Origin of the sequence: Burkholderia lata (assembly GCF_902499025.1) — a bacterium.
GTDB lineage: Bacteria > Pseudomonadota > Gammaproteobacteria > Burkholderiales > Burkholderiaceae > Burkholderia > Burkholderia lata_C.
Genome location: NZ_CABVPW010000018.1, coordinates 89,411 through 113,697, shown reverse-complemented (window position 1 = coordinate 113,697; position 24,287 = coordinate 89,411). Strand labels below are relative to the sequence as shown.

General features: G+C 65.2%; 21 protein-coding genes, 1 tRNA gene and 1 pseudogene. 4 read left to right on the top strand and 19 right to left on the bottom strand.

Annotated elements, in window-relative coordinates:
• The first annotated feature begins 94 nt into the window (after nt 1–94).
• The gene (locus BDI24065_RS19655; RefSeq protein ID WP_175032671.1) at nt 95–997 is read left to right on the top strand and encodes a LysR family transcriptional regulator; all 903 of its coding nucleotides are present in this window, start codon (nt 95–97) and stop codon (nt 995–997) included.
• Between the two features lie 21 nt (nt 998–1,018).
• Here BDI24065_RS19655 and BDI24065_RS19650 read toward each other — a convergent pair whose 3' ends face one another.
• From BDI24065_RS19650 to BDI24065_RS19635, 4 genes are all read right to left on the bottom strand, one after another.
• Complete coding sequence (locus tag BDI24065_RS19650) at nt 1,019–2,440, bottom strand: amino acid permease (RefSeq protein ID WP_175032670.1); 1,422 nt, start codon at nt 2,438–2,440, stop codon at nt 1,019–1,021.
• Between the two features lie 91 nt (nt 2,441–2,531).
• The gene (locus BDI24065_RS19645) at nt 2,532–3,602 is read right to left on the bottom strand and encodes a porin (protein WP_438820021.1); all 1,071 of its coding nucleotides are present in this window, start codon (nt 3,600–3,602) and stop codon (nt 2,532–2,534) included.
• A 70-nt stretch (nt 3,603–3,672) separates the two neighbouring features.
• Nucleotides 3,673–4,059 carry a RidA family protein gene (locus BDI24065_RS19640; RefSeq protein WP_175032669.1) on the bottom strand — a complete coding sequence of 129 codons (387 nt, stop codon included), beginning with the start codon at nt 4,057–4,059 and terminating at the stop codon, nt 3,673–3,675.
• A gap of 31 nt (nt 4,060–4,090) precedes the next feature.
• Nucleotides 4,091–5,305, bottom strand: coding sequence for an amino acid aminotransferase (locus tag BDI24065_RS19635; RefSeq protein ID WP_175032668.1), 1,215 nt, complete (start codon nt 5,303–5,305; stop codon nt 4,091–4,093).
• A gap of 191 nt (nt 5,306–5,496) precedes the next feature.
• Here BDI24065_RS19635 and BDI24065_RS19630 point away from each other — a divergent pair, with 191 nt between their 5' ends.
• Entirely contained in the window at nt 5,497–5,979 is a 483-nt protein-coding gene (locus BDI24065_RS19630; RefSeq protein WP_174917730.1) for an Lrp/AsnC family transcriptional regulator, read from the top strand.
• A gap of 82 nt (nt 5,980–6,061) precedes the next feature.
• Nucleotides 6,062–6,136: transfer RNA gene (locus BDI24065_RS19625), tRNA-Val, on the top strand.
• A 323-nt stretch (nt 6,137–6,459) separates the two neighbouring features.
• Here BDI24065_RS19625 and BDI24065_RS19620 read toward each other — a convergent pair.
• The 15 genes and pseudogenes from BDI24065_RS19620 to hutH all read right to left on the bottom strand — a co-directional run bounded on the left by BDI24065_RS19620 (nt 6,460) and on the right by hutH (nt 23,138).
• A complete protein-coding gene (locus BDI24065_RS19620) occupies nt 6,460–7,215 on the bottom strand; it encodes a TIR domain-containing protein (RefSeq protein ID WP_175032667.1) in 756 nt (251 codons plus the stop codon).
• A gap of 738 nt (nt 7,216–7,953) precedes the next feature.
• Complete coding sequence (locus BDI24065_RS19615; RefSeq protein ID WP_175032666.1) at nt 7,954–8,868, bottom strand: DUF4365 domain-containing protein; 915 nt, start codon at nt 8,866–8,868, stop codon at nt 7,954–7,956.
• Between the two features lie 305 nt (nt 8,869–9,173).
• Nucleotides 9,174–9,590 (bottom strand): hypothetical protein, encoded by a 417-nt coding sequence (locus BDI24065_RS19610; protein WP_175032665.1) that lies wholly within the window; start codon nt 9,588–9,590, stop codon nt 9,174–9,176.
• A 563-nt stretch (nt 9,591–10,153) separates the two neighbouring features.
• A complete protein-coding gene (locus BDI24065_RS19605; protein WP_175032664.1) occupies nt 10,154–10,501 on the bottom strand; it encodes a DUF1493 family protein in 348 nt (115 codons plus the stop codon).
• Nucleotides 10,494–10,763: pseudogene (locus BDI24065_RS19600) on the bottom strand (STM2901 family protein); the annotation flags it as partial. The pseudogene BDI24065_RS19600 and the gene BDI24065_RS19605, both read right to left, overlap by 8 nt.
• Nucleotides 10,754–12,163 carry an aspartate aminotransferase family protein gene (locus tag BDI24065_RS19595; RefSeq protein WP_175032662.1) on the bottom strand — a complete coding sequence of 470 codons (1,410 nt, stop codon included), beginning with the start codon at nt 12,161–12,163 and terminating at the stop codon, nt 10,754–10,756. The gene BDI24065_RS19595 and the pseudogene BDI24065_RS19600, both read right to left, overlap by 10 nt.
• Nucleotides 12,164–12,191: 28 nt before the next feature.
• Nucleotides 12,192–13,529 (bottom strand): glutamine synthetase family protein, encoded by a 1,338-nt coding sequence (locus tag BDI24065_RS19590; RefSeq protein ID WP_175032661.1) that lies wholly within the window; start codon nt 13,527–13,529, stop codon nt 12,192–12,194.
• Nucleotides 13,530–13,541: 12 nt separating this feature from the next.
• Nucleotides 13,542–14,348, bottom strand: coding sequence for a gamma-glutamyl-gamma-aminobutyrate hydrolase family protein (locus BDI24065_RS19585; RefSeq protein ID WP_175032660.1), 807 nt, complete (start codon nt 14,346–14,348; stop codon nt 13,542–13,544).
• A gap of 758 nt (nt 14,349–15,106) precedes the next feature.
• Nucleotides 15,107–15,904 carry an N-formylglutamate deformylase gene (gene hutG, locus BDI24065_RS19580; protein WP_175032659.1) on the bottom strand — a complete coding sequence of 266 codons (798 nt, stop codon included), beginning with the start codon at nt 15,902–15,904 and terminating at the stop codon, nt 15,107–15,109.
• A 59-nt stretch (nt 15,905–15,963) separates the two neighbouring features.
• Nucleotides 15,964–17,340, bottom strand: coding sequence for a formimidoylglutamate deiminase (locus BDI24065_RS19575; protein WP_175032658.1), 1,377 nt, complete (start codon nt 17,338–17,340; stop codon nt 15,964–15,966).
• 4 nt (nt 17,341–17,344) lie between these two features.
• Nucleotides 17,345–18,568, bottom strand: coding sequence for an imidazolonepropionase (gene hutI / locus BDI24065_RS19570; protein ID WP_175032657.1), 1,224 nt, complete (start codon nt 18,566–18,568; stop codon nt 17,345–17,347).
• Nucleotides 18,569–18,572: 4 nt separating this feature from the next.
• A complete protein-coding gene (locus tag BDI24065_RS19565; RefSeq protein ID WP_175032656.1) occupies nt 18,573–19,184 on the bottom strand; it encodes a HutD/Ves family protein in 612 nt (203 codons plus the stop codon).
• 2 nt (nt 19,185–19,186) lie between these two features.
• On the bottom strand, nt 19,187–20,875 hold the full coding sequence (hutU, locus tag BDI24065_RS19560; RefSeq protein ID WP_166960392.1) for a urocanate hydratase: 1,689 nt from the start codon (nt 20,873–20,875) through the stop codon (nt 19,187–19,189).
• 39 nt (nt 20,876–20,914) lie between these two features.
• Nucleotides 20,915–21,610 (bottom strand): histidine utilization repressor, encoded by a 696-nt coding sequence (gene hutC, locus BDI24065_RS19555; RefSeq protein ID WP_085043442.1) that lies wholly within the window; start codon nt 21,608–21,610, stop codon nt 20,915–20,917.
• 4 nt (nt 21,611–21,614) lie between these two features.
• Nucleotides 21,615–23,138, bottom strand: coding sequence for a histidine ammonia-lyase (hutH, locus tag BDI24065_RS19550; RefSeq protein WP_175032655.1), 1,524 nt, complete (start codon nt 23,136–23,138; stop codon nt 21,615–21,617).
• A 213-nt stretch (nt 23,139–23,351) separates the two neighbouring features.
• Here hutH and BDI24065_RS19545 point away from each other — a divergent pair, with 213 nt between their 5' ends.
• Nucleotides 23,352–24,272, top strand: a complete 921-nt coding sequence (locus tag BDI24065_RS19545; protein WP_175032654.1) for a glutamate/aspartate ABC transporter substrate-binding protein — start codon at nt 23,352–23,354, stop codon at nt 24,270–24,272.
• Nucleotides 24,273–24,287 lie beyond the last annotated feature (15 nt).

The window sequence follows — 24,287 nt, the reverse complement described above, 5'->3', positions numbered from 1 at the left end:
CAGAGCGTAGGCGCGCGATCGATAAGCGTCCAATACAGGATTTATCCGGTACGATAGATATCGCTTATCGATGCCGACGCCGCGAGGAGACACCATGGAACTGAGGCAGTTGCGGTACTTCGTGGCGGTCGCCGAGGAGCTGCACTTCGGGCGCGCGGCGAAGCGCCTGTTCATCTCGCAGCCGGCGCTGAGTTTCGACATCCGCAAGTTCGAGGACGCGCTCGGCGTCCGGCTGTTCTCGCGCACCAACAAGACCGTCGCGCTGACCAACGCGGGCGAGGTGCTGCTCGGCGAAGCGCGCCGGCTGCTGCTGCAGGCGGCCGAGGCCGAACGCCTGACGGTGCGCTCCGCGTCCGGTCTCGCGGGCCGGCTGCGGATCGGCTTCGTTCATTCGATGCTGTATCGCGGGCTGCCCGATGCGGTGCGGCGCTTCGAGGCCGACTACCCGGGTGTCGAAGTCGTGCTGAGCGAAATGAACACGCAGGCGCAGGTGCAGGCGATCCAGCGCGGCCAGATCGATCTCGGCTACGCGCACTGGGGCCACTTCCCGCCCGAGGTCGAATCGACGCCCGTTTACACGGAACCGTTCGTCTGCTGCCTGCCGGCCGCGCATCCGCTCGCGAAGCGCAAGCAGGTCGCGCTCGCCGCGCTGGCCGCGGAACCGTTCATCCTGTTCCCACGCGAAGCGGCGCCGCATTATCACGACCTGATCATCGCGCAGTGCGTGAATGCCGGCTTCAGCCCGCTGATCCGCCACGAGGCACGGCTGTGGCAGACCATCCTGTCGATGATCGAGTTCGGGATGGGTATCGCGCTCGTGCCGCGCGTGCTGCAGCAGGTGAAGAGCGACCGGCTCGCGTTCCGGCCGCTGAAGGATGCGTCGCTCGAATCGCGCACGCTCGCGCTGAAGTGCAGCGGCACCGCCGAACCGGTTGCGCTGCGCTTCGCCGATTACGTGCGCGCGTCGATCGACGCACTGCCCGCGCTCGCGGGCTGACCGCACGGCCCCACCGCTACATCACGACTTCGCGTCGGGCTGGAGTATCGGCTGCGCGCGCCGATACCACACCGCGTACACGACCGACAGCGCAACCAGGAACGGAATGCCGAAGATCAGCGTCATGTGGAATTCGGCCGTGAAGTAAGTCGTCACCATCACCGCGAGCATCAGGCCCGCGCCGAGCAGCGTCAGCAGCGGAAAACCGCGCATCCGGAACGCGGGCGCCGGCAGGCCGAGCGCCGCCCGGCGACGCCGGAAACAGTAGTGCGTGACGAAAATCATCATCCACGTGAACAGCGCGCCGAACATCGACACCGCCATCATGATCGTGAACGACGCGTCCGGGTACAGCACGCTCAGCACGGTCGCCAGCGCGATGCCGAGCGTCGACAGCATCAGCGCGCCGAACGGCACGCCGCGTGCGTTCACTTCCCCGAGCGCCTTCGGCGCATGGCCCGCACGCGACAGGCTGAACATCATCCGCGTCGTGATGTAGAGCTGGCTGTTCATCGCCGACAGCGCGGCGATCAGCACGACGAAGTTGATCAGCCCGGCCGCGCCCGGCAGGTGAATCGCCTCCATCACCTTCACGAACGGGCTTTCGTCGCGCCCCGCCGCCGTCCACGGCACGATCGCGAGCATCAGCGCGAGCGTGACGAGGTAGAACAGCACGAGCCGCACGATCGTCGAGCGGAACGCACGCGTGACCGCGCGCTCGGGATCCTCGGCTTCACCGGCCGCGACCGCGATCATCTCGATGCTCAGGTAGCTGAAGATCGATACGATCACCGCGACCCACGTGCCCCACGCCCCCTTCGGAAAGAAGCCGCCGTGATCCGTGTAATGGTGGAATCCCGCGCGTGCGGCACCGTCGCCGACCAGCCCCGGATTGCCGAACACGACATAGGCGCCGAGCACGATGAAGCCGACGATCGCCGCGATCTTCACGACCGAGAAGCCGTACTCGACCGCGCCGAACACGTCGACGCTGCGCGCGTTGACGAACACCAGCAGCGCGGAGAACCCGACGATCCACAGCCAGCCCGGCACGCCCGGGAACCAGTACTTCATGTACAGCGCGATCGCGGTGACCTCGGTGCCGACCGCGAGCACGATGCACGCCCAGTACGCGTAGCGCACGAGGAATCCGGCCCACGGGCTCACGTAATGTTCGGCATACGCGCCGAACGAACCGGAGGTCGGGTGCGCGACCGTCATCTCCGCGAGACAGCCCATCAGCAGCAGCGAGATGAACGCGCCGATCGCGTAGCTGACGAGCACGCTCGGGCCCGCGAAGCCGATCGCGAAGCCGCTGCCGAGAAAAAGACCGGTGCCGATGGCGCCGCCGATCGCGATCATCGCCATCTGCCGTGCGGAAAGCGTGCGACGCAAGCCTTGCTCGCGCGCCGCGATATGCTGGAATTGCCCTTCTGGTTGCATCGAGTGACCTCGTTCGAAAGCGATTGTCCGGTCGAAACGTCGACGGCGCGCGGGCCGGCGCCGGACCTGCCGGCCGCCGCGCGCCGCGTGCTCAGAACAGGTGGCGCAGGCCGGCCGCGACGCCGGTCTGGTTGCCGCGTCCGGGCATTTCCGTGAACGCGCCGCCCGTCACGCGGTTGTAGTCGACCGTCGCGTAGACCTGCGTGGCCTTCGACAAAGCGTACTCGGCCTCGAGCACGCCCGTATAGCGCTTGCCGCCGTTGCCGGCGACGCCGTTGACGTTGCGGATGTCGTCGTAATACGCGACGCCCGTCACCGACACGGCCGGCGTAACCTTGACGCTCGCGCCCGTATAGAAGATCGCGTCGCGACGCGGGTTGTCCGCGAACGCACCGTAGGTCACGTCGCGGCCCGGCGCGTTCAGCAGCTGCTGGTCGAGCATGCCCGTGCGGTCGATGCCGCCGAGATAGCCCGCGTACAGCGTCGCCGCGCCGAACGCGTAGCGTGCGCCCGCGCCCCACGCCTGCTGCGCGCGGCTGTTCAGGTCGCGCACCTGCTGGTACGTCGCGCCGACCATCAGCCCGCCCTGCGTGTACGACACGTGCGTGCCCCAGTACGCATTCGCGCCGAGGCTGCCCGCGACACCGCCGAAGCCGTAGCTCGCGCCGACGTTCAGCCCGCCGAACGTGCCGTCGTAGCTGACGACGTTGCTCGCACGCCCTTGCGTGAGGAAATACGGCCACATGTTGGCCGTGTAGTTGCCGACCGTCAGCGGATCGAGATCGCCGAACAGGTTGAACGCCTCGGTCGCCTGGCGGCCAAGCTTCACGGTACCCCAGTCGCTCGCGAGGCCCACATACGCGTAGCGGCCGAACAGCGTGCCGTCGAGCTGCCCGTTCTGCGGCTCGAAGCCGCTCTCCAGCTGGAAGATCGCCTTCAGCCCGCCGCCGAGCGCCTCGCTGCCCTTCAGTCCCCAGCGGCTGTTCGTGATCGCGCCGTTGGTCATCTGCACGCTCGCATCGTTCGACGCGTCAGCATGCGTCGTATAGCGAATGCTCTGGTCGACGATTCCGTACAGCATCACGCTGCTCTGCGCCATCGCGCCGCTTACGGCAAGCGCACCCGCCATAATTGGCAGTGCGAATCGATTGATTGTCCTCATGTTCTCCTCCAGTCCTGTTCTCGTTTGTCGATGATTGCGTGACTGCACACCGCGCAATGCGGTGTTCCTGCTAGGTGCGTGCCGCGGGCAACGCGACGTACGCGACGAGTTCGACGCGCATCGCCGGATGCGCGAAACCCTGCACACCGACGCACGTCCGGTTCGGATACGGTTCGCGGAAGTGGCGCCGGTATTCGGTATCGAATTCGGGCATCGCCTTCACGTCGGACAGGTAGACGAGCACCTGCGCGACGTCGTCCATCGTCGCGCCGGCCGCCGCGACGGCCTTCGCGAGATTCGCGAGCGTGATGCGCGCCTGTTCGGCCATCGTGTCGCCGACAATCGCCCCGGACGCGTCGACCGGCCCGTGCCCCGTAAACATCAACCCGCCCGCGCGGGTCGCCCACGAGAACGGTTGTGCGAGCTGCGGCAGGTCGACCGGGATCGTTTCAGCCATCGTGTCCTCCTTCGGATCGGGGTCGGGAAATTCAGGCGGCCCGCCGCGACGCGCCGCCGAGCACATCGGCGATCGCGTTCGCGACATGGTCGACGTTCGCATCGTTCAGACCTGCGATGCACATGCGCCCCGAGCGCAGCAGATAGACGCCGTGCGATGCACGCAACCGGTCGACGTCGGTCGCGGCCATGCCCGTGTAGCTGAACATCCCGCGCTGCGTGACGAGTGCGTCGAACGCGCGGTCCGGCAGCCGCGCATCGAGCCGGGCCTTCAGTTCGCCGCGCATCCGCTTGATGCGCGTGCGCACCTGCGCGACCTCGCCTTCCCAGCGCGCGCGCAGCGCGTCGTCGTTCAGCACGGTCGACACGAGTTGCGCGCCGAACAGCGGCGGGCTCGAATAGGTGCGGCGCACGCCGGCCTGCAACTGGCTCAGCACCGTCGCGGCCTCGCCCGCGTTCGCGCAGACGACCGACAGCCCGCCGACGCGCTCGCCGTACAGCGAGAAGTTCTTCGAAAACGAATTGCCGACGATCGCGGGCAGCCCGGCATCGACGATCGCACGCACGGCCCACGCGTCGTCGGCGAGACCGTCGCCGAACCCCTGGTACGCCATGTCGAGGAACGGAATCAGTCCGCGCCGCGCGAGCACGTCGATCACCGCGCGCCATGCGTCGCGGCCGAGGTCGAGCCCCGTCGGGTTGTGGCAGCACGGCTGCAGCAGCACGACGCTGCGCGCCGGCAACGCATCGAGCGTGGCGAGCATCGCGTCGACGCGGATGTCGTTGCGCAATGTGTCGTAGTACGGATACGTGTGCACGTCGAGGCCCGCGGCCGAGAAGATCACGCGGTGGTTGTCCCACGTCGGGTCGCTGATCCAGATCGCGCTGTCGGGGAAATAACGCTTCACGAATTCCGCGCCGAGCCGGATCGCGCCCGATCCGCCGAGCGTCTGCAGCGTCGCGATGCGCCCTTCCGCGAGCGCCGTGCAATCGTCGCCGAATACGAGGCGCTGCACGCCCTGCCGGTACGCCGCGAGCCCCTCCATCGGCAGATACGTGTGCGGCGCACCGGCATCGCGTAGCTGCTCGGCCGCGATGCGCGTGCTGTCGAGGACGGGAATCCGGCCCGCGTCGTCGTAGTAGAGGCCGATGCTCAGGTTGACCTTGTGCGGATGCGCATCCTGCTGGAATGCCTGGAACAGCGACAGGATCGGATCGCCCGGGTAGGCGGGAACGTGTTCGTACATGGCGGAATGACGGTAAAGGTTGAAGGCGGCGGCACCACCGGCGGCACCACGTTGCGTCGGGATGAGCGGCCGGGACATGGGGCGCATGTTATCGAGGACGAAATAGAATGAGCTTCACTTTTCGATGACGAACCAATCCGATTGCAGTAGAGTCTGCGGATCTCATCTCAAAATTCACCGGATTCTGCGAAATGACTCTGGATCGAACCGACATGCGGATCCTCCGGCACCTCGAACGGGACGGACGCATCAGCAATCAGGACCTCGCGAACGCGGTCGCACTGTCGCCGTCGGCCTGCCTGCGGCGCGTGAAGCTGCTGGAGGAACGCGGTGCCATTGCCGGGTATCGCTGCGCGATCGAGCCGAAGAAGGTCGGTGTCGCGTTCGAGGCGCTCGTGCATGTGTCGATGCGGCCGGACGTACCCGAGTGGCACGACCGGTTCGTGGAGGCGATCCAGCAGTGGCCGGAGGTCATCGCGGCGCAGATCGTCACGGGCGGGTCGAATTACGTGCTGACGGTTCGCGCGCGCGATCTCGATCACTATTCGGATTTCGTGATCAACCGGCTGCACCGCGCCGCGGGCGTGATGTCGATCAACTCGAGCATCGTGCTCGCGACGCTCAAGCGCGACGGGTCGATCCTCGATCTCGTCGAGCCGTCGACGGCCGGCTGACCGGACGTCGCGTGGACTCGAACAATATTTGCAGAAAGTGCTTTACAGGCTCCAAAACTCCTGACATAATCTTTTCTTCTTTGGGCGGTTAGCTCAGCGGTAGAGCACTGCCTTCACACGGCAGGGGTCACTGGTTCGATCCCAGTACCGCCCACCAAAGAATTCTGCAGTTAGCTCAAAGGGTTACGATGAAAAGTCGTAGCCCTTTTTGTTTTTCTGCGCCCCACTTCTAGCCGCCTCGTAGGACAGTTCGCGTCCTATGAGAGCCCTACGTTTCCGGCGAATTTTGCTTGGTTTAGCCTGAGCCGGATTGCTCACGCCCCGTTATTCTGCTTTGCCGGACGAGTGCGGCAGTCTCGCGACAATCGAACTGCCGCGACCTTGGACGACCGCCGGTCTGCGCAATCTGAGATTTGCGCACCCAGCACATCACCTTCTGGCCTGCCACTGGTTCAAGCGGCAGGCCGCGCGCGTTTGAAGTTAGGACGATGCCTTCGTGATGTTGCTCGGATCGAGGACGAAACCGGCATTGGTCAATCGATCAACGAGCCTTGGCACCACCTCCTTCACGTGATCGTTGAAGCCAAGGTACAAGATGCCTTGCGCGTCCGAGGGAACATCAACGTGGCCCTTCTTCAGAATCGCGACGTTTTTGCGTCCAATCGACGAGAGGAGCATTCCCATTTCAAGCACAACATTTTGACGAGCACGCGGCTGGGCCTTGTCCGCGCCATCGCTCTTTGCATACCCGAAATCGTCCGGAGTGAGTAGGACGATGCCAAACTTCACCTCAGCCGCGTCGGGGCCAATCTCTTGCTCCAACGCCTCAATGATGGTCAGCCCCGCGCCTCCAGTATTCTGAAGAACAAACGGATCAAGTCCCAGCTTATGCAGGACCAGCTCAAGCTGCTCCCTCGACGTTTGATCGTGACCGTGAACCACGAAGACCTTGCCCTTGGCTTCTACTTTTGCGGGAGCGATTGGCGCCGCGACAGGTGATGCCGCACGCGTCGATGTCATATCGCCGGAGAGCAGAGGTTCCAATTTCTCCTTCAACTTCGCAGAGGCGCCCGCGTCACCCTGGAAGTTAATTGTCCCCGTGCTTGGATACCAATTGAGTACGGCTCCGTCCGTTGTCCGGAACTGCAAACCACTGCCTGCAGCCTTCACTTCATATTGGTAGCCGAGGGTTTGAATCTTTTCTACCAAGGTCTCTTGCGCCCCCTTGAACTTCATCTTCGCTCCTTCTATTTACGGTGAGTGGCTGCTGGATTCTTTTGATCACAATGGCACTCATCGTACACCACGATCGCGCGCCCCGCCCCGTCTAGGCTGTCGCCGCGTGCACCGGCGTGGGAGTGCTGCGGAGACGGACGCGGACTGGACGATAGCCGCCCGGACGGACACAACATCGAGCGCGAATCGCCGCGCAATGAGCAGCTAATCGCATGGACGCGCGAACGGGTGTCCGCTCCAACCCAACAGAAAGGCCGCTACGCCCTTCGCAGACGTGCGGCCCATCTCGGCACCCAGAAACGCTAACAAGCCTGAAGGTCACTTCCTAGTGAGCCGGTGCGCCATCAGCGCCGCCCACGGCTGATGCGCGCTCCCTTGCCCGCACCGCTGCCGTTCCCCTTGGCCAGCCCAACGCTGCGCTGCTTTCGGTCGGCGATGCAAACGGGATCCCGGCTATATCGCGCGGCTCAACCCTGACGCTGGAAATGTTGTGTACGGGTGTTCAGATTCGTTCATCGCGGACAACGAATTCACGATCACATGGAACGATGGCAATCACGGTGTGTACGAGCCGAGTGAGTTCATTCCGACTGACCTTGGCGTGAAGTACCGGGCGAAGGTAAGCGCCTCAAAGGGAAGTCAACGCATCTCGTTCGTGTCCTATCACGCGCTCTCCGTATAGGAACGCCTCGCAACCGCCTAAACTTGTCGGTTGCGAGTTCCACAGCGTCAAACTGCCTATTTATCGGCCAATCCTGCGGCGTAATTTGATACGAGCAAATATGCTCTGCCCAGCTTGCTCAGCTTTAGCTTAAGGCGATACCGATCCACCTCTCCACTGTCGTTTGTGTACGGCAAGATAACATCCGGATCAGGGGTTGAACTACCACATCCATATTCGCGATTCATGCCCCACCCTGCATCATAGCCGTCATAAAATTCCTCGTTCTCCTCGTAGAACTCCTCGTCCAAGCTTGCCACTGACCACGGGAAGATTCTCTCAGCGAGCAACTTCATATCGCGTCCAGTGTGATAAAACAACCACTTATGCGCAAGGGTCTCGTGACCATCCTTGTCGTGCACGAAAACTTCGACGTTGCTGCGACTCAATCCCTTGTTTATCCAATCCTCTAACTCAACTGAAACCTTCCCACCTCGCTGAATGTGTCGCATTAGCGGCTCATCAATTGCCAGCTTTCTCATTCTTTGCTGAGAAGGTGAACCTTCAAAAAGAGCGGCCAAGTCATCCTTCTTTTTTCGGCTAAGTACATTTGTTTTCGGAACTGATATAGTCCACGACTTTTCAGCGCGATGTACTTTATTTACGTCAACGTAAACCCAATGCGTTCGGTTTGATTCTGGAAGGTGCGCTACAAGAATGACTGGAAGAGAATGATTCGTCCAATAATCCAAATGGGTAAGCGTCCCACGGAAAATGTATGCATCGGCATTCTCTTGGAAATGGCTAGGGCCAGTCTTGATCTGCACCGCGATCAATTTTCCAGTCGGCTGACCTCCATCCACCAACTCGATATGCGCGTCGATGCCCATATCAACTACTGGTTGCTCACGAAAGATCCAGCCAAGGTCGTTAAGTACGATATGCTCGACGGCATTAACGCCAACTCTTTCAGTAGAAACGTACCGCGCCATGTGCACTCCAAGTCAGTTGATAGACGAAACGTATCAATTTTGAAGCCACTAGACTGCAAGGGCAACTTCGCCGTCAGCATCAACAAGAGGCCCCTTCCCAAACAGTATGCAACTTCTATTTCTCCACGGAATAACTGCCGGGTGATGGCAATCGGAGCGCGGCCAGATCGACCAAACCTGAGCCGCACAACTCCTACGAGACTATCAGCCCATCACGCCCACCAACTCCTCCGCTTTCAGGTGCGTATAGCGCGCCAGCATCCGAATGTCCTTGTGGCCGCTGATGACCGATAGCTGGATCGGGTTCAGGTCCGCGCGAGCGTACCGCGTGATCCCGGTTTGATTTCCTTCAGTCGCTCGTCCCGCCACGTGGCGACAAATGAGGCCGTCACATCACTGAGCGGCGTCTTTACAAAATCGGGTTCTCGCAGCCACTTGTTGATCGACAGAATTTCAATCGCGCCGCCGCGATGCTCCGGGCAAACGGTCTCGCGGTAGCGCCGCAAAACGTCCGCCAGAGTGTTCAGGCCGTCCGCTTTCGGCTTGGCACGCTTCGCGCCGCGATCCAGAGCCGTCTCCGTGGCTCTGATCCAGTTCTCGCAGTCTCGCTTCTCGCGGAATGTTTTCGTTTGCGTTGGATGCCCTTTCCGGCGCGCCTTACCCTGCCACGATACGCCCCCGTTTTTTGCGACCCACTTGCTAATCGTTCCCATTTGCGTCATGCGCGCCAGGAGTCCTGTACGCGTCCTATGAACGCAAAATCCGACCGGAAAAGCCGTGGCTCATGGGTCTTGCACCAGCCTTCACACGGCAGGGGTCACTGGTTCGATCCCAGTACCGCCCACCAAAGAATTCAAGGCAGAAATGCCGGAAATAAAGGGTTTATGCAGAAATGCGCAAACCCTTTTTTCTTTTCCACGCCCGTCTTCCAGCAGCGTCGCGGGACAGTTCGAGTCCCGCCTGCGTCCGGTCAGTTTCCGCGTCCCCGGGGTTGGTTACGTCCGACCGGGATCGGTCAGGCTCCGTAAGTTCAGCCTGAAGGACGCGTGCGGCAGTCTCGCTTCCCCTCCTTTCTCACCTGCTCCGGACACCCTGCGGCCGATCAACGGGTCGTGGCGCGACCTATCGGGGCGCGTCAATACGTACGGGAACGAAGACGTCACGAGGAACCGGCGCTAGACGGCCTCGCGACAGGTCGCAAAGGTCAACGCGCAGGCGCGGCCGGACCGAAGGCGCTGCGAGGCTAGATTCCGGTCGGAGGTTCGGAAGTCAAAAGCGCGTCGCGCTACGCTTCCCAGCGCCCGCGCTCCATCGCCTCTTCCATCATGCCGAGTGTCAGCGACCGGCCGCCCAGCATCTCGCGTGCGGAGGGGCTGAGCGGGGACTCCACGACTGTCGCGAGGAAGGCGCCGATGCCGAGTTTCGCTGACGGATAGTAATAGTGGATGTCGAATGCAGACAGGTCGACCCCGAACTTCTCGGCCCATCGCCTGACGAGCGTTTCGATGTGGTCGGGCTCCATGTCCAGATCATGATAGAGGTCCGTGTCTCGCGTCAGTTCGAGCCGTCCGACGAGCGGCTTGCCCGCATCAGCAGCAACGAACGCGTCGAGGCGCTTCCACGCATCAGCCATACAAACGGTCCTCGGGCTTCACCATGCTGTTGTAGGTCGTGACGGAGCGATACGAGATCATCGTGACGTCGGACGCAAGGATTATCCAGCCCACTCCCGGAATTGCGCGGCCGACAAACGCTCCGATATTCCGAGTGAACTTGATGCGCAGCAGTATCAGGCTCGTGAACGAGGTCACAGTTGGAAGGATGCGCTGTTTAAGCTCGTACGGCAGCATGCGGCGAGAGACGATCGAAGCAATCGAAGTGCCCTTCACCGCGCCGCCTTACTGCGCGCGCCCCCCCCCCGCTCCGCCGTCGCATCGAACGCGCGCTTCGCCTTGTCGACGATCTCGTCGACCTCCACCTCGCGAATCACGAGCGGCGGTGACAGCAGCATACGGTCGCCGGTTGCGCGCATGATCAGGTTCCCGTTGAAACAGAAGTCGCGGCAGATCGTGCCGATATCGACATTCGCGCCGAACCGCTCGCGCCGGTTCCGGTCACGCGCAAGCTGAACGCCCGCGACCAGCCCCGCTCCCGCAATCTCCCCGACGATCGGATGGTCGCCCAGCGCATCACGCAGCCGGCGCTGGAAGTACGGCCCGATGTCGTTCTTCACGCGTTCGACGATCCCTTCGTCGCGCAGCAGCTTCAGGTTCGCGACCGCGACGGCCGCCGCGACCGGGTGGCCCGAGTACGTGAGGCCGTGATTGAATTCGCCGTTGTCGATGATCGGCCGCGCGACGCGCTCGTGAATGCCGACGGCGCCCATCGGCACGTAGCCGGACGTGAGGCCCTTGGCCATCGTGATCAGGTCCGGCTCGAAGCCGAAATGCTGGTGCGCGAACCATTCGCCGGTGCGGCCGAAGCCGCCGATCACTTCGTCGGCAACCAGCAGGATGTCGTACTTGCGGCAGATCCGCTGGATTTCCGGCCAGTACGTCGACGGCGGGAAGATCACGCCGCCCGCGCCCTGGAACGGCTCGCCGATGAACGCGGCGACGTTCTCCGCGCCCAGTTCGAGGATCTTCGCTTCGAGCTGCTGCGCGCGGGCCAGGCCGAACGCTTCCGGTGTTTCGCCGGCCGCCGCTTCGCCGAAGAAATACGGCTGGTCGATGTGCACGATGTTCTCGACCTTCGACGGCATCTGCTCGTGCATGTAGCCCATCCCGCCGAGCGTGCCGCCGGCGATCGTCGAGCCGTGATAGCCGTTCTTGCGCGAGATCACGTATTTCTTCTGCGGCTGGCCCTGCACGCGCCAGTACTGGTGCACGAGGCGCAGCACGGTGTCGTTGCCTTCCGAGCCGCTGTTGCAATAGAAGAAGTGGTTGAAGCCGGCCGGCGTGACTTCCGCGAGCATCGCGGAGAGTTCGATCACCGGCGGGTGCGTGGTCTTGAAGAACGTGTTGTAGAACGGCAGTTCCTGGATCTGGCGATACGCGGCGTCGGCAAGCGCCTTGCAGCCGTAGCCGACGTTCACGCACCACAGCCCGGCCATCCCGTCGATGATCTTGTTGCCGTCCGAGTCCCACAGGTAGACGCCGTCGGCCTTCACGATCACGCGGCTGCCCGCGCGGTTCAGCGCGCCCATGTCCGAGAACGGGTGGATGTGGTGCGCGGCGTCGAGCGCGCGGTAATCCGCGGTCGAATGCGATGAGAGGGCTTCGTTTCGATCGGTCATGTTTCCTCCGGAGAACAGTGCCGCACGCTCACACGTGCAGCAACAGATGCCTGCGTTCCCACGAGCTGATCACGCGGAAGAACGCTTCATATTCGGTGTCCTTCAGCGCCAGGTAGGCCTTCACGAACTTGTCGCCGAGAATGCCGGCCAGCGGCGTGCAGGCCGCCATCAGCGAGATGCCCTCCTCGAGATTGCGCGGCAGCTGGTACGGCAGGTTGTAGCCGTCCGACGCGATCGGCTCGGTCGGCGCGAGCTGCTGGGTCAAGCCGAGATAGCCGGCGGCGAGGGTCGCCGCGAACGCGAGGTACGGATTGCAGTCGACGCCCGGGATCCGGTTCTCGATGCGGCGCGCCGACGGGCCCGACTGCGGAATGCGGAAGCCGACCGTGCGGTTGTCGTAGCCCCACTGCACGTTGATCGGCGCGGCCATGAAGCGCGACAGGCGGCGATACGAGTTGATGTACGGCGCGAAGATCGGCATCAGCGCGGGCGTGTACTTCTGCAGCCCCGCGAGATAGCTGTGGAACATCGGCGACACCGTGCCGTCCTCGTTGGAAAACAGGTTGCGCCCCGTGTGCGCGTCGGCCAGGCTCTGGTGGATGTGCATCGCGGAGCCCGGCTCGTCCTGCATCGGCTTCGCCATGAAGGTCGCGTACATGTTGTGGCGCAGTGCCGCCTCGCGCACCGTGCGCTTGAACAGGAACACCTGGTCGGCGAGCGACAGCGCATCGCCGTGCACGAAGTTGATCTCCATCTGCGCGGCGCCGACCTCGTGGATCAGCGTCTCGATATCGAGGCCCTGCATCTCGCAGTATTCGTAGATGTCCTCGAACAGCGAATCGAACTCGTTCACGGCTTCGATCGAATACGACTGCCGGCCGGTCTCCGCGCGCCCGGTACGGCCGACAGGCGGACGCAGCGGCAAGTCGGGGTCGGCGTTCATGTCGACGAGATAGAACTCGAGCTCGGGCGCGACGACCGGCTGCCAGCCTTTCGCCTTGTACAGATCGAGCACGCGTCGCAGCACGTAGCGCGGCGAAATCTCGACCGGCGAGCCGTCGAAGTGCACGCAGTCGTGGATCACCTGCGCGGTCGGGTCGACCGCCCACGGAATCAGGCAGATCGTCGACGGATCGGGCACGCACACCATGTCGGGATCGGTCACGCCGGTCAGCGTGCCGTCCTCCGGATAGTCGCCGGTGACGGTCTGCACCATCACGGCCTGCGGCAAGCGCATCGATTCGCCGGATTCGAACTTGTTGCGCGGAATGATCTTGCCGCGCGCAATGCCGGCCATGTCGGGAATGATCGCCTCGACCTCGGTGATGCGGTGCTGTCGCAGGAATTCGCTCAGTTCGGGTTGCATGATCGGCCTCTATCAGTCGACGTCGGATGCGGCCGGCGACGGCATCGCGCCGCCGGCCGCATGAATGCGATGCGTCATGCGCGCGCGGCACGCCGCGCCGAATGCCGCGAAGATGTCGCGCGACAGCGGCTGTTCCGCGTAGCGCCATTCGGGATGCCACTGCACGCCGAGCGCGAACGCGCGCGCGCCGCGCACGCTGACGGCCTCGACCAGTCCGTCGGGCGCACTGGCCTCGACGACGAGCCCCGCGCCGAGCTGGGCGATGCCCTGGTCGTGCAGCGAATTGACCGTCGCGTCCTGCGCGCCGCGCGCGACCCGCTGCAGCAGGCCGCCCGGCGCGAACTGCACGACGTGCGCGGGGCCGTACTGCCGTTCGAGCGGATCGGACGGTCGCTCGCGGTGATCGTCGAAGCCGGTCGTCGCGTGCAGTCGCTGATGCAGTGTGCCGCCATAGGCGACGTTCAGCTCCTGCATGCCGCGGCAGATCGCGAGCACGGGCACGCCCGCATCGATCGCCGCCCGGATCAGCGGCAGCGCGGTCGCGTCGCGCGCGGGATCGTGCAGCGTGTCGGCCGCGCTCGCCGCGCCGCCGTAGTGATGCGGCTCGACGTTCGAATAACTGCCGGTGAACAGCAACCCGTCGACTGCCGCGACGATCGCGTCGGCCGGCTGGCGCGCACCGAGCGCGGGCAACACGAACGCAAGCGCGCCGGCGCCGTCGACGAGCGCGGCGAGGTACTTCTCCCCCGCCGTGTGGTTCGGATGCGCACCGCGCAGGATACGGTCGGCGGTAACGGCTACGATCGGGCGCGCACGCATGGGCGGCTCTCCGGTAATCGCGCGCGACACGTTCGCACACGGGACGACAAAGGTTCACGCCGGCGCTGCACGCGCGCACCACGATGCGGCGCATGCCCATGCGCAATCCTGCCGCGCGGACGATGCGGCAACAGGCGGTGCGGCCCGGAATGGAAGCGGAAAAGGACGCTAGGGCAACAACGATGCGCTGCCGTCGCACTGCACCGCGCTGAACACGTGCGCGGTCACGAGATTGAAGCGGCGCAGGCCGCGATGGGAAAGGGCGAAGAAGCGAGGCTCGCGTAAAAAGGCGGCACGCGTGCCGCAATCAGCATGCCGGGACGGCCCGGCCTGAGGCGGCGCGCCCGCCGACGGACTTCGCGTCCGGCGTATCGAAGGGCTGGCGGCTTTCACGATCGTACTCGACTGACGGATGAATGCAGGACACGTGTCGCGATGAAGCGCATGCGGCAATGCCGCGCGGCGACACGTCGGCAAGGTGTCTCGCAGCGCATTCCGGCGCGGTGCAGCCACGATCGATGGCCCCGCCGGCGGTGCGCGCGTGACGACTTCCTGACATTCAGCTTATATCACCTAAAAATTGCGTCAAATTTTCAGGTGCCGATGACGACATCGGTCAGACGAAAACCACACGAAAAAAACGGCATCGATCTCGTGGATCGATGCCGTGTTGTGCATTGCATCGCCGCAGCATGGTGCATATCGGCGGGCTGCAACACCGTTGCTCCGCCGCGCCGCCGCATCGATGCGGCCCGCGTTCAACGATGCGCGAGCGCGGTTTCGACGAGCGTCTGCAATAGCGGCACAATCCGCGCCGCACGCGTTTCGTCATACGCGTAAGGACGCGTCTCTTCCATGTAGGTGATCTGCGAGAGCTCGAGCTGCACGGCCTCGACACCGGTAGCGGGCACGCCATAGTGACGCGTGATGTAGCCGCCCTTGAAGCGCCCGTTCGCGACCGCCGTATAGCCGCCATGTTCGAGCACGCGCGCGGCCAGCGCCTCTGCCAGCCCCGGCGCGGCACTCGCGCCGCTCGACGTGCCGAAGTTGAAGTCCGGCAGGCGGCCGTCGAAGAAGCGCGGCACGTGCGAGCGGATCGAGTGCGCTTCCCACACGAGCACGCGGCCGTGCTCGCGCTTCAGGCGCGCGACCTCGCGTTGCAGCGCCTCGTGATACGGCAGCCAGTAGCGGTCGCGGCGACGCATGATCTCGTCGTTGCCGGGCAGCGCGTTCGCCGGATACAGCGGCGCCTTGTCGAACGTATCGACCGGCACGAGCCCCGTCGTGTCCTGCCCCGGGTACAGGTTCTCGTTGTCGGGCGGACGGTTCAGGTCGACGACGTAACGCGCATGCGACGGTACGAGGATCGATGCGCCGAGGTCGGCCGCGAAGCCGTACAGCCGTTCCAGATGCCAGTCGCAATCGTCGACGAAACGCGCATCGGGCGTCATCGTTGCGGCGATATCGTCGGGGATGTGCGTGCCTGCGTGCGGAATCGAGATCAGCAGCGGCAGCGTGCCCTGCTTCAGCGTGAATACAGCCGGTTGTTCAGTCATGTCGCATCACCGTTGGAGGTCTGCCGGCGCACGCATGCGGCGTGCGCCGGTTGCGCGCGTCAGCGCAGCAGTTGCGCCAGCGCGGCGCGGTAGTCGGCATACGCGACGGCTTCGTCGCGATGACGGCGGCCGCTCACGACGCGCTCGCCGCCCGTGTAGACGTCGAGCACCGGCGTGTCGCCGTGCTCCGCGAACACGATACCCGACAACCACGACGCGTTGTCGTGTTCGGCGATCGCCGGATGATCGGGGTCGAGCACGAGCCAGTCGGCGCGGCACCCTTCGCGCAGCGCGCCGACGCACCGCCCGCTGGCCTGTGCGCCGCCCGCGAGCGACGCGTCGAACAGGCGATCGGCGACATGCGCCTGCGTGTCGCTCGCCAGCACGTTGCGTGCGCGGTGCACGAGCCGTTGCCCGTATTCGAGCAGGCGCAGCTCGGAACGCCAGTCGACCGACGCGTGGCTGTCCGAGCCGACGCCGATCACCCCGCCCTGCGCGAGATAGTCGACGGCCGGGAACACGCCGTCGCCGAGGTTCGCTTCGGTCGTCAGGCACAGGCCGGCGACCGCACGACGCTTCGCGAGCGCCGCCGTTTCGGCCGCGTCGACGTGCGTCGCGTGCACGAGACACCAGCGCGTATCGACGTCGAAGCGGTCGAGCAGCCACTGTACCGGACGCGCGCCATACGCACGCACGCAATCGTCGACTTCGGCCGTCTGCTCGGCGATGTGGATGTGGATGGGCGCGTCGTCGGGCAAGCCTTCGATCAGCGTGCGCAACCCGCTCTCCGACACCGCGCGCAGCGAGTGTGGCGCGACGCCGTAGCGCAGCCCGCCATGCTCGGGCACCACGCGACGCATCGTATCGAGCAGTTCGAGCAGGCCGTCGGGCGTGTTGATGAAACGGCGCTGGTCGTCGCGCGGCGGCTTGTTGCCGAAGCCGGCGAACTGGTAAGACACCGGCAGCATCGTGATGCCGATGCCGGCCGCGCGCGCGGCGTCGATCACGCGCGAGCCGAGTTCCGCGATCTGCGGATAGCGCGAACCGTCCTGCGTGTGGTGCACGTAGTGGAATTCGCACACCGACGTATAGCCGCACTTGAGCATCTCGACATACAGCCAGCGCGCGATCGCCGCGAGCGCGTCGGGCGTGATCTTCAGCGCGAAGCGGTACATCAGGTCGCGCCAGCTCCAGAAGCTGTCGGCCGGATTCGCGCGGTATTCGGTGAGCCCCGCCATCGCGCGCTGGAACGCGTGCGAATGCAGGTTCGGCATGCCGGGCAGCACCGGCCCGGCCGCGCGCGCAATGCCTGCGGGGGCATCGGTGTCGGGCGTCACGCCGGTCAGCGTGCCGGCCGCGTCCCAGCGCAGCAGCACGTTACGGCGCCAGCCATCCGGCAGGTACGCATGGTCTGCAAACAACGTGGTGTCGGTCATGAGGCTATCCATTCATCCGGCGAAATACGGTCGTGCCGCCGCGTACGACCTGCTCGCACAGCGGCCGGCCGATCCAGTACGCGAGCTCCGCCAGCGAGCCGACCGACCAGGCGGCGAAGTCGGCCTGGCGACCGACCTCGAGCGCGCCGTGGCGATCCGCACGGCCGAGCGCCGCGGCCGCATGGCGCGTGACGCCCTGCAGCACCTCGGGCACCGTCATGCGGAACAGCGTGCAGCCCATGTTCAACGTCAGCAGCAGCGATTCGAGCGGCGACGTGCCGGGGTTGTGATCGGTCGCGAGCGCGATCGGCACGCCGTGCTTGCGCAGCAGCTCGATCGGCGGCAGTTGCGTCTCGCGGATGAAGTAGTACGCGCCGGGCAGCAGCACGGCAACCGTACCAGCTGCCTTCATCGCCTCGATGCCGGCTTCGTCGAGAAATTCGAGGTGGTCGACGGACAGCGCGCGGTAGCGCGCGGCAAGCGCCGTGCCGCCCGCGTTCGACAGTTGCTCCGCATGCAGCTTCACGGGCAGCCCGCGCCGCGTGGCGGCCTCGAATACGCGCTCGGTCTGCGCGAGCGAAAAGCCGATGCGTTCGCAGAACACGTCGACCGCATCGACGAGCCCTTCGTCGGCCAGCGCCGGCAGCATCCGGTCGCACACTTCGTCGATATACGCATCCGCGCGGCCCGCATATTCGGGCGGCAGCGCGTGCGCGCCGAGGAAGGTCGTGTAGACGGTGACCGGGAAGCGCTCGCCGAGCTGGCGCGCGACGCGCAGCATCTTGCGTTCGCTCGCGAGGTCGAGCCCGTAGCCCGACTTGATCTCGATCGCGGTCACGCCTTCGGCGAGCAGCGGCTGCAGGCGTGCCGCGGCCTGCACGAACAGCGTCGTCTCGTCGGCCGCGCGCGTCGCGCGCACCGTCGACACGATCCCGCCGCCCTGCCGCGCGATCTCTTCATAGCTGACGCCCGCGAGGCGCTGCGCGAATTCGTCGGCACGCGTGCCGCCGTACACGAGGTGCGTATGGCAATCGACGAGGCCCGGCGTCACCCACGCGCCGTGCAGATCCTCGCGCTGCCAGTGAGCGTAACCGTGCGGCAGCGCGGACAGCGCGCCGAGCCAGACGATCGTGCCGGTTTCGTCGACGGCGATCGCTGCGTCGTCGATCGTCTCGTCGGGATGGCCGTGCGGACACAGCGTCAGGTGATGCCAGACAGTCGGTTTCATGCGTTCAGTCTCGTTCGCCGATGGCGAGCGACACGGCGAGCAACGCGCCGCTACCGCTCACGACGACGTCAAACGCACGCCGCGGCCCGTCGAGCCGCAGCGTGTCCATTTCTTCCAGTGTGTAGCGTGCGCCGTCGATTTCGACGGCGGCCTCGCCAGCCGCGCAATACAGCAGCACGGTATCGGCACGGTCGATGCGGTGCGCGCCTGCGCGCCATACGTCGAGCGCGCCGCGCGCGGCCGAACGGCGCGTCATCAGGTTGAAGTCGCGCGTCGCGCCGTCGTGCAGCGTCGCGTCGATCGCCGCCTCGCCCGCAAAATCCGCGCGGGTCAGCGGTGCGTCGAGCACGTGGCGTGCACCGCCTTCCTCGGCGAGCGTCATGCCCGCGCCGGACAGCAGCACGAGCGTGCGGTCGATTCCGTCGAAACGCGAGAACGGCCCGGCCGTGCCGACGTCCGCGACGCTCACGCGCCACGCGAACGCGTCGATTGCCGCGCCCGGCGGGAACGCGCCGATTTCGCGCGTCACGCCGCCGCCGTTCTTCCATGGCGACGCGACGAGATCCGCTGCGCGGATCATCGTCGCGTTCGCCGGCGCCTGGTGGAGCGCCGTCATGCTCAGCGGCCGAGCATCGGCAGCTTCAGGCCGGCTTCGCGGGCCGTCTGCTGCGCGAGTTCGTAGCCGGCATCCGCATGGCGCATCACGCCCGTCGCCGGGTCGTTCAGCAGCACGCGGCCGAGACGCTCGTGCGCTTCGGCGGTACCGTCGGCGACGATCACGACGCCCGAGTGCTGCGAGAAGCCCATGCCGACGCCGCCGCCATGGTGCAGCGACACCCACGATGCGCCGCCTGCGGTGTTCAGCAGTGCGTTCAGCAGCGGCCAGTCGCTGACTGCGTCCGAACCGTCCTTCATCGATTCCGTCTCGCGGTTCGGGCTCGCGACCGAACCCGTATCGAGGTGGTCGCGGCCGATCACGATCGGGGCCTTCAGTTCGCCGTTCTTGACCATCTCGTTGAACGCCTGGCCGAGGCGATAGCGATCCTTCACGCCGACCCAGCAAATACGCGCCGGCAGGCCCTGGAACGCGATGCGTTCACGTGCCATGTCGAGCCAGTTGTGCAGGTGCGGATCGTCGGGGATCAGCTCCTTCACCTTCTGGTCGGTCTTGTAGATGTCTTCCGGATCGCCCGACAGCGCGACCCAGCGGAACGGGCCCTTGCCTTCGCAGAACAGCGGGCGGATGTACGCCGGCACGAAGCCCGGGAAGTCGAACGCGTTCTCGACGCCCATTTCCAGCGCCATCTGGCGGATGTTGTTGCCGTAGTCGAGCGTCGCCGCGCCGCGTTCCTGCAGATCCAGCATCGCCTGCACCTGCACGGCCATCGACTGCTTCGCGACCTTCACGATGCTCTGCGGATCGACCTTCTGCGCTTCGCGCCATTGCGCGACGGTCCAGCCTTGCGGCAGGTAGCCGTTGATCGGGTCGTGCGCGCTCGTCTGGTCGGTCACGCAGTCCGGCGTGATGCCGCGCTTGACGAGTTCCGGGAACACGTCGGCCGCGTTGCCGAGCAGGCCGATCGACACCGGCTTGCCGGTGCGCTTCGCTTCCTCGATCATGCCGAGCGCTTCGTCGAGCGTCGTCGCCTTCTTGTCGACGTAGCGCGTCTTCAGGCGGAAGTCGATGCGCGTCTCGTCGCATTCGACCGCGATCATCGAGAAGCCGGCCATCGTCGCGGCCAGCGGCTGCGCGCCGCCCATGCCGCCCAGGCCGCCCGTCAGGATCCAGCGGCCCGACGGATCGCCGTTGAAGTGCTGGTTCGCGACCGAGAAGAACGTTTCATAGGTACCCTGAACGATGCCCTGGCTGCCGATGTAGATCCAGCTGCCGGCCGTCATCTGGCCGTACATCATCAGGCCCTTGCGATCGAGCTCGTGGAAGTGATCCCAGTTCGCCCAGTGCGGCACGAGGTTCGAGTTCGCGAGCAGCACGCGCGGCGCATCCTTGTGCGTGCGGAACACACCGACCGGCTTGCCCGACTGGATCAGCAGCGTCTCGTTCTCTTCGAGATCCTTCAGCGATGCGAGGATCTGGTCGTAGCATTCCCAGTTGCGCGCCGCGCGGCCGATGCCGCCGTACACGACGAGCGCATGCGGATGCTCGGCGACTTCCGGGTCGAGGTTGTTCTGGATCATCCGGTAGGCCGCTTCGGCCAGCCAGGTCTTGCAGACTTTCTCGCTGCCGCGCGGCGCGCGGATCGTGCGCGTCGGATCGAGACGGGGATCGATGTGTTTCGGATGGTTCATGACGACTGCTCCCGAAGGAAAATGACTATCAAATAGGAATCAGAAATGCCCGGTGAAGCGGTATCGGCTGCCGGGATGCCACAGATTCGCCACCGAGGCGACGACGCCCTGCGACCAGGTGCGTCGATGTAAAACCAGACACGGCTCGACGTCGTCCATCCGCAGCTGCTCGCGCCGCTCCGGCGCCGGGGCCGCCGCTTCGATCCGGTACTCGACGCGCTGCAGCGGAGCCGCGCGCATCAGGTACAGGTTCGGCGTCGTGTTCGTGAAATCCTGCTCGGCGTAATCCGGCGCAACCGCCGGATTCACCCATCGTTCTTCGAGCTGCACGGGCTCGTCGTTCTCGAAGTGCAGCACCTGCGAATGAAACAGCTTCGTGCGCACGGCCACCTGCATCTCGTCGGCGAGCGCCTCGTCGGCGCGGATCGTGTCGAGGCCGAGCACGCTGGCGCGATACGCATGCCCGCGTGCACCGACTTCTTCCGAGATGCTGCGAATCGCCACCAGCGTCGACTCGTACTTCGGCCGCGCGACGTAGGTGCCCGCGCCCTTCATGCGCGTGAGCACCTGCTCGGCCGTCAACTCGCGCAGCGCGCGGTTGACGGTCATGCGCGCCACCTTGAATTCGCGCGCCAGCTCGTTCTCGGACGGCACCTGATCGCCCTCCTCCCACTCGCCTGCGTGGATACGGCCCAGGATGAAATCCTTGATCTCCTGGTAGACCGGCGCGCTCATGGGCTTACTGCTCCGACGCGAACGAGAACGGCGCAACCTTCGCGAACGCGCGCTCGCCGACCAGCTTCGCGATCACGGCGATGTCCGGTGCGAAGTAGTGGTCGAGTTCGTAGTGCGCGACCTTGCCGCGGATCGTTTCCATCACCGGCGCCAGCTTCGGGCTCGTGTGGTACGGCGCGCGCAGGTCGACGCCTTGTGCGGCGGCCAGCAGTTCGATGGCGAGGATGTGCTTCGTGTTGTCCGCGATGTCGGCGAGCTTGCGTGCGGCGAACGTCGCCATCGACACGTGGTCTTCCTGGTTCGCCGAGGTCGGCAGCGAGTCGACCGATGCCGGGTGCGCGAGCGTCTTGTTTTCCGATGCGAGTGCGGCAGCCGTCACGTGCGCGATCATGAAGCCCGAGTTCACGCCGCCGTCCCGCACGAGGAACGGGGGCAGGCCCGACAGCGTCGCGTCGATCAGCAGTGCGATGCGGCGTTCGGCCAGTGCACCGATTTCCGCTGCGGCGAGCGCGAGGTTGTCGGCCGCGAACGCGACGGGTTCCGCGTGGAAGTTGCCGCCCGACAGCACTTCGCCGGTATCCGGGAAGATCAGCGGGTTGTCCGACACGGCGTTCGCTTCGACCAGCAGCACGTCGGCCGCATGGCGCATCTGGTCCAGGCACGCGCCCATCACCTGCGGCTGGCAGCGCAGGCTGTACGGATCCTGCACCTTGTCGCAGTCGCGGTGCGACTGGTTGATCGGCGAGCCTTCGAGCAAGTCGCGATACGACGCTGCCGCGTCGATCTGGCCTTGATGGCCGCGCAGTTCATGAATGCGTGCGTCGAACGGCTTCACCGAGCCGGCAGCCGCGTCGACCGACAGCGCGCCCGCGACCAGCGCGGTGCGGTACAGGTCTTCGATCGAGAACATGTTGTCGAGCGCCAGCGCGGTCGATGCCTGCGTGCCGTTCAGCAGCGCGAGGCCTTCCTTCGCCTGCAGCGTCAGCGGCGCGAGGCCCGCGACGCGCAGACCGTCGAGCGCGCTTGCACGCTCGCCGCGGATGAACACTTCGCCGACGCCCAGCAGCACGGCCGACATGTGCGCGAGCGGTGCGAGGTCGCCCGATGCGCCGACCGAGCCCTTCACCGGGATCAGCGGCAGCACATCCGCGTTGAACAGCTTGATCAGCGCGTCCATCACTTCGCGACGGATGCCCGAGTGGCCGCGGCCGAGGCTCGACAGCTTCAGCGCCATCAGCAGGCGCACCGACGAACGTGCCATCGGCTCGCCGACACCGACCGCGTGCGACAGCACGAGGTTCTTCTGCAGCAGCTCGAGCTGGTCGTGCGGGATGTGCGTGCTGGCCAGGCGGCCGAAGCCCGTGTTGATGCCGTAGGCCGGCTCGCCCTTCGCGGCGATGTCGGCGACGGCCTTCGCGCCGGCGTCGATCTTCGCGAAGCTGGCCGGGTCGAGCGTCAGTTGCACGGATTCGCGTGCGATCTGGCGCAGTTGCGGGAGGGTCAGGTGGCCGGGGGTCAACGTAATCATGTGAGCAATCCTGTCTAGACAAGTTCGGAATGGATTGAAGTGTAGCCACGCCAACTTGTCTAGACAACCCGTATTTCACCGATTTCGACTTGGGAGTTTCCCTGATGCCCGGCGCGGCCCGCCGTGTCGGCCCGTGTGATCCGACGCTTAACAGTTGTTGCAATTATTTTGTCTTTGGCAACATACGGATCACCATTCGCCACGGAGACCGCCATGCCCTTCCCGTCACGATTCGCCGCCCGGTTCGGCCGCCCCCTGCTGTTCGCCGCGTGCGCACTCGCATGCGGCGCGTCGCTCGCCGCGGAGCCGCGGTCAGGCACGCTCGAGAAGATCCGGCAGAGCAACCTGATCTCGATCGGCCACCGCGAAACGTCGGTGCCGTTCTCCTACGCCGACGCGAACGGCAAGGTCATCGGCTTCTCGCAGGACCTGTGCGATCGCGTGATCGCCGCCGTGAAGGCGCGCACCGGCAAGCCCGACCTGCAGGTGCGCTTCATCCCCGTCACGTCGCAGAACCGCATCCCGCTCGTGCAGAACGGCACCGTCGATCTCGAATGCGGCGTCACCACGAATCTCGCCGCACGTCACGCGCAGGTCGCGTTCTCGACCACCTTCTTCGTCGCGACGACGCGCCTGCTCACGCGCACGAGCTCAGGCATCCGCGACTTCCCCGACCTCGCCGGCAAGACGGTCGTGACGAACCAGGGCACGACGTCCGAACGCCTGCTGCGCAAGATGAACGAGGAAAAGAAGATGAACATGCAGATCATCAGCGCGAAGGACTACGGCGAAGGACGCCTCACGCTCGAATCGGGCCGCGCGGCCGCGTACATGATGGACGACGTGCTGCTCGCGGGCGTGCGCCAGCTCGCCGCGAAGCCGGCCGACTGGCAGATCGTCGGCACGCCGCAATCGTCGGAAGCCTACGGGTTCATGCTGCGCAAGGACGATCCGCAGTTCAAGGCGCTCGTCGACGGCGTGCTCGTGCAGTTGATGAAGCGCGGCGAGATCGCCGCGCTGTACGACAAGTGGTTCACGAAGCCGGTGCCGCCGAAGGGGCTGTCGTTCGACTTCGCGATGAGCGACGTGATCAAAGCGCGCTATGCGGCGCCGAACGACGCGCCGCTCGAATGAGCGCGGCGCACTGAT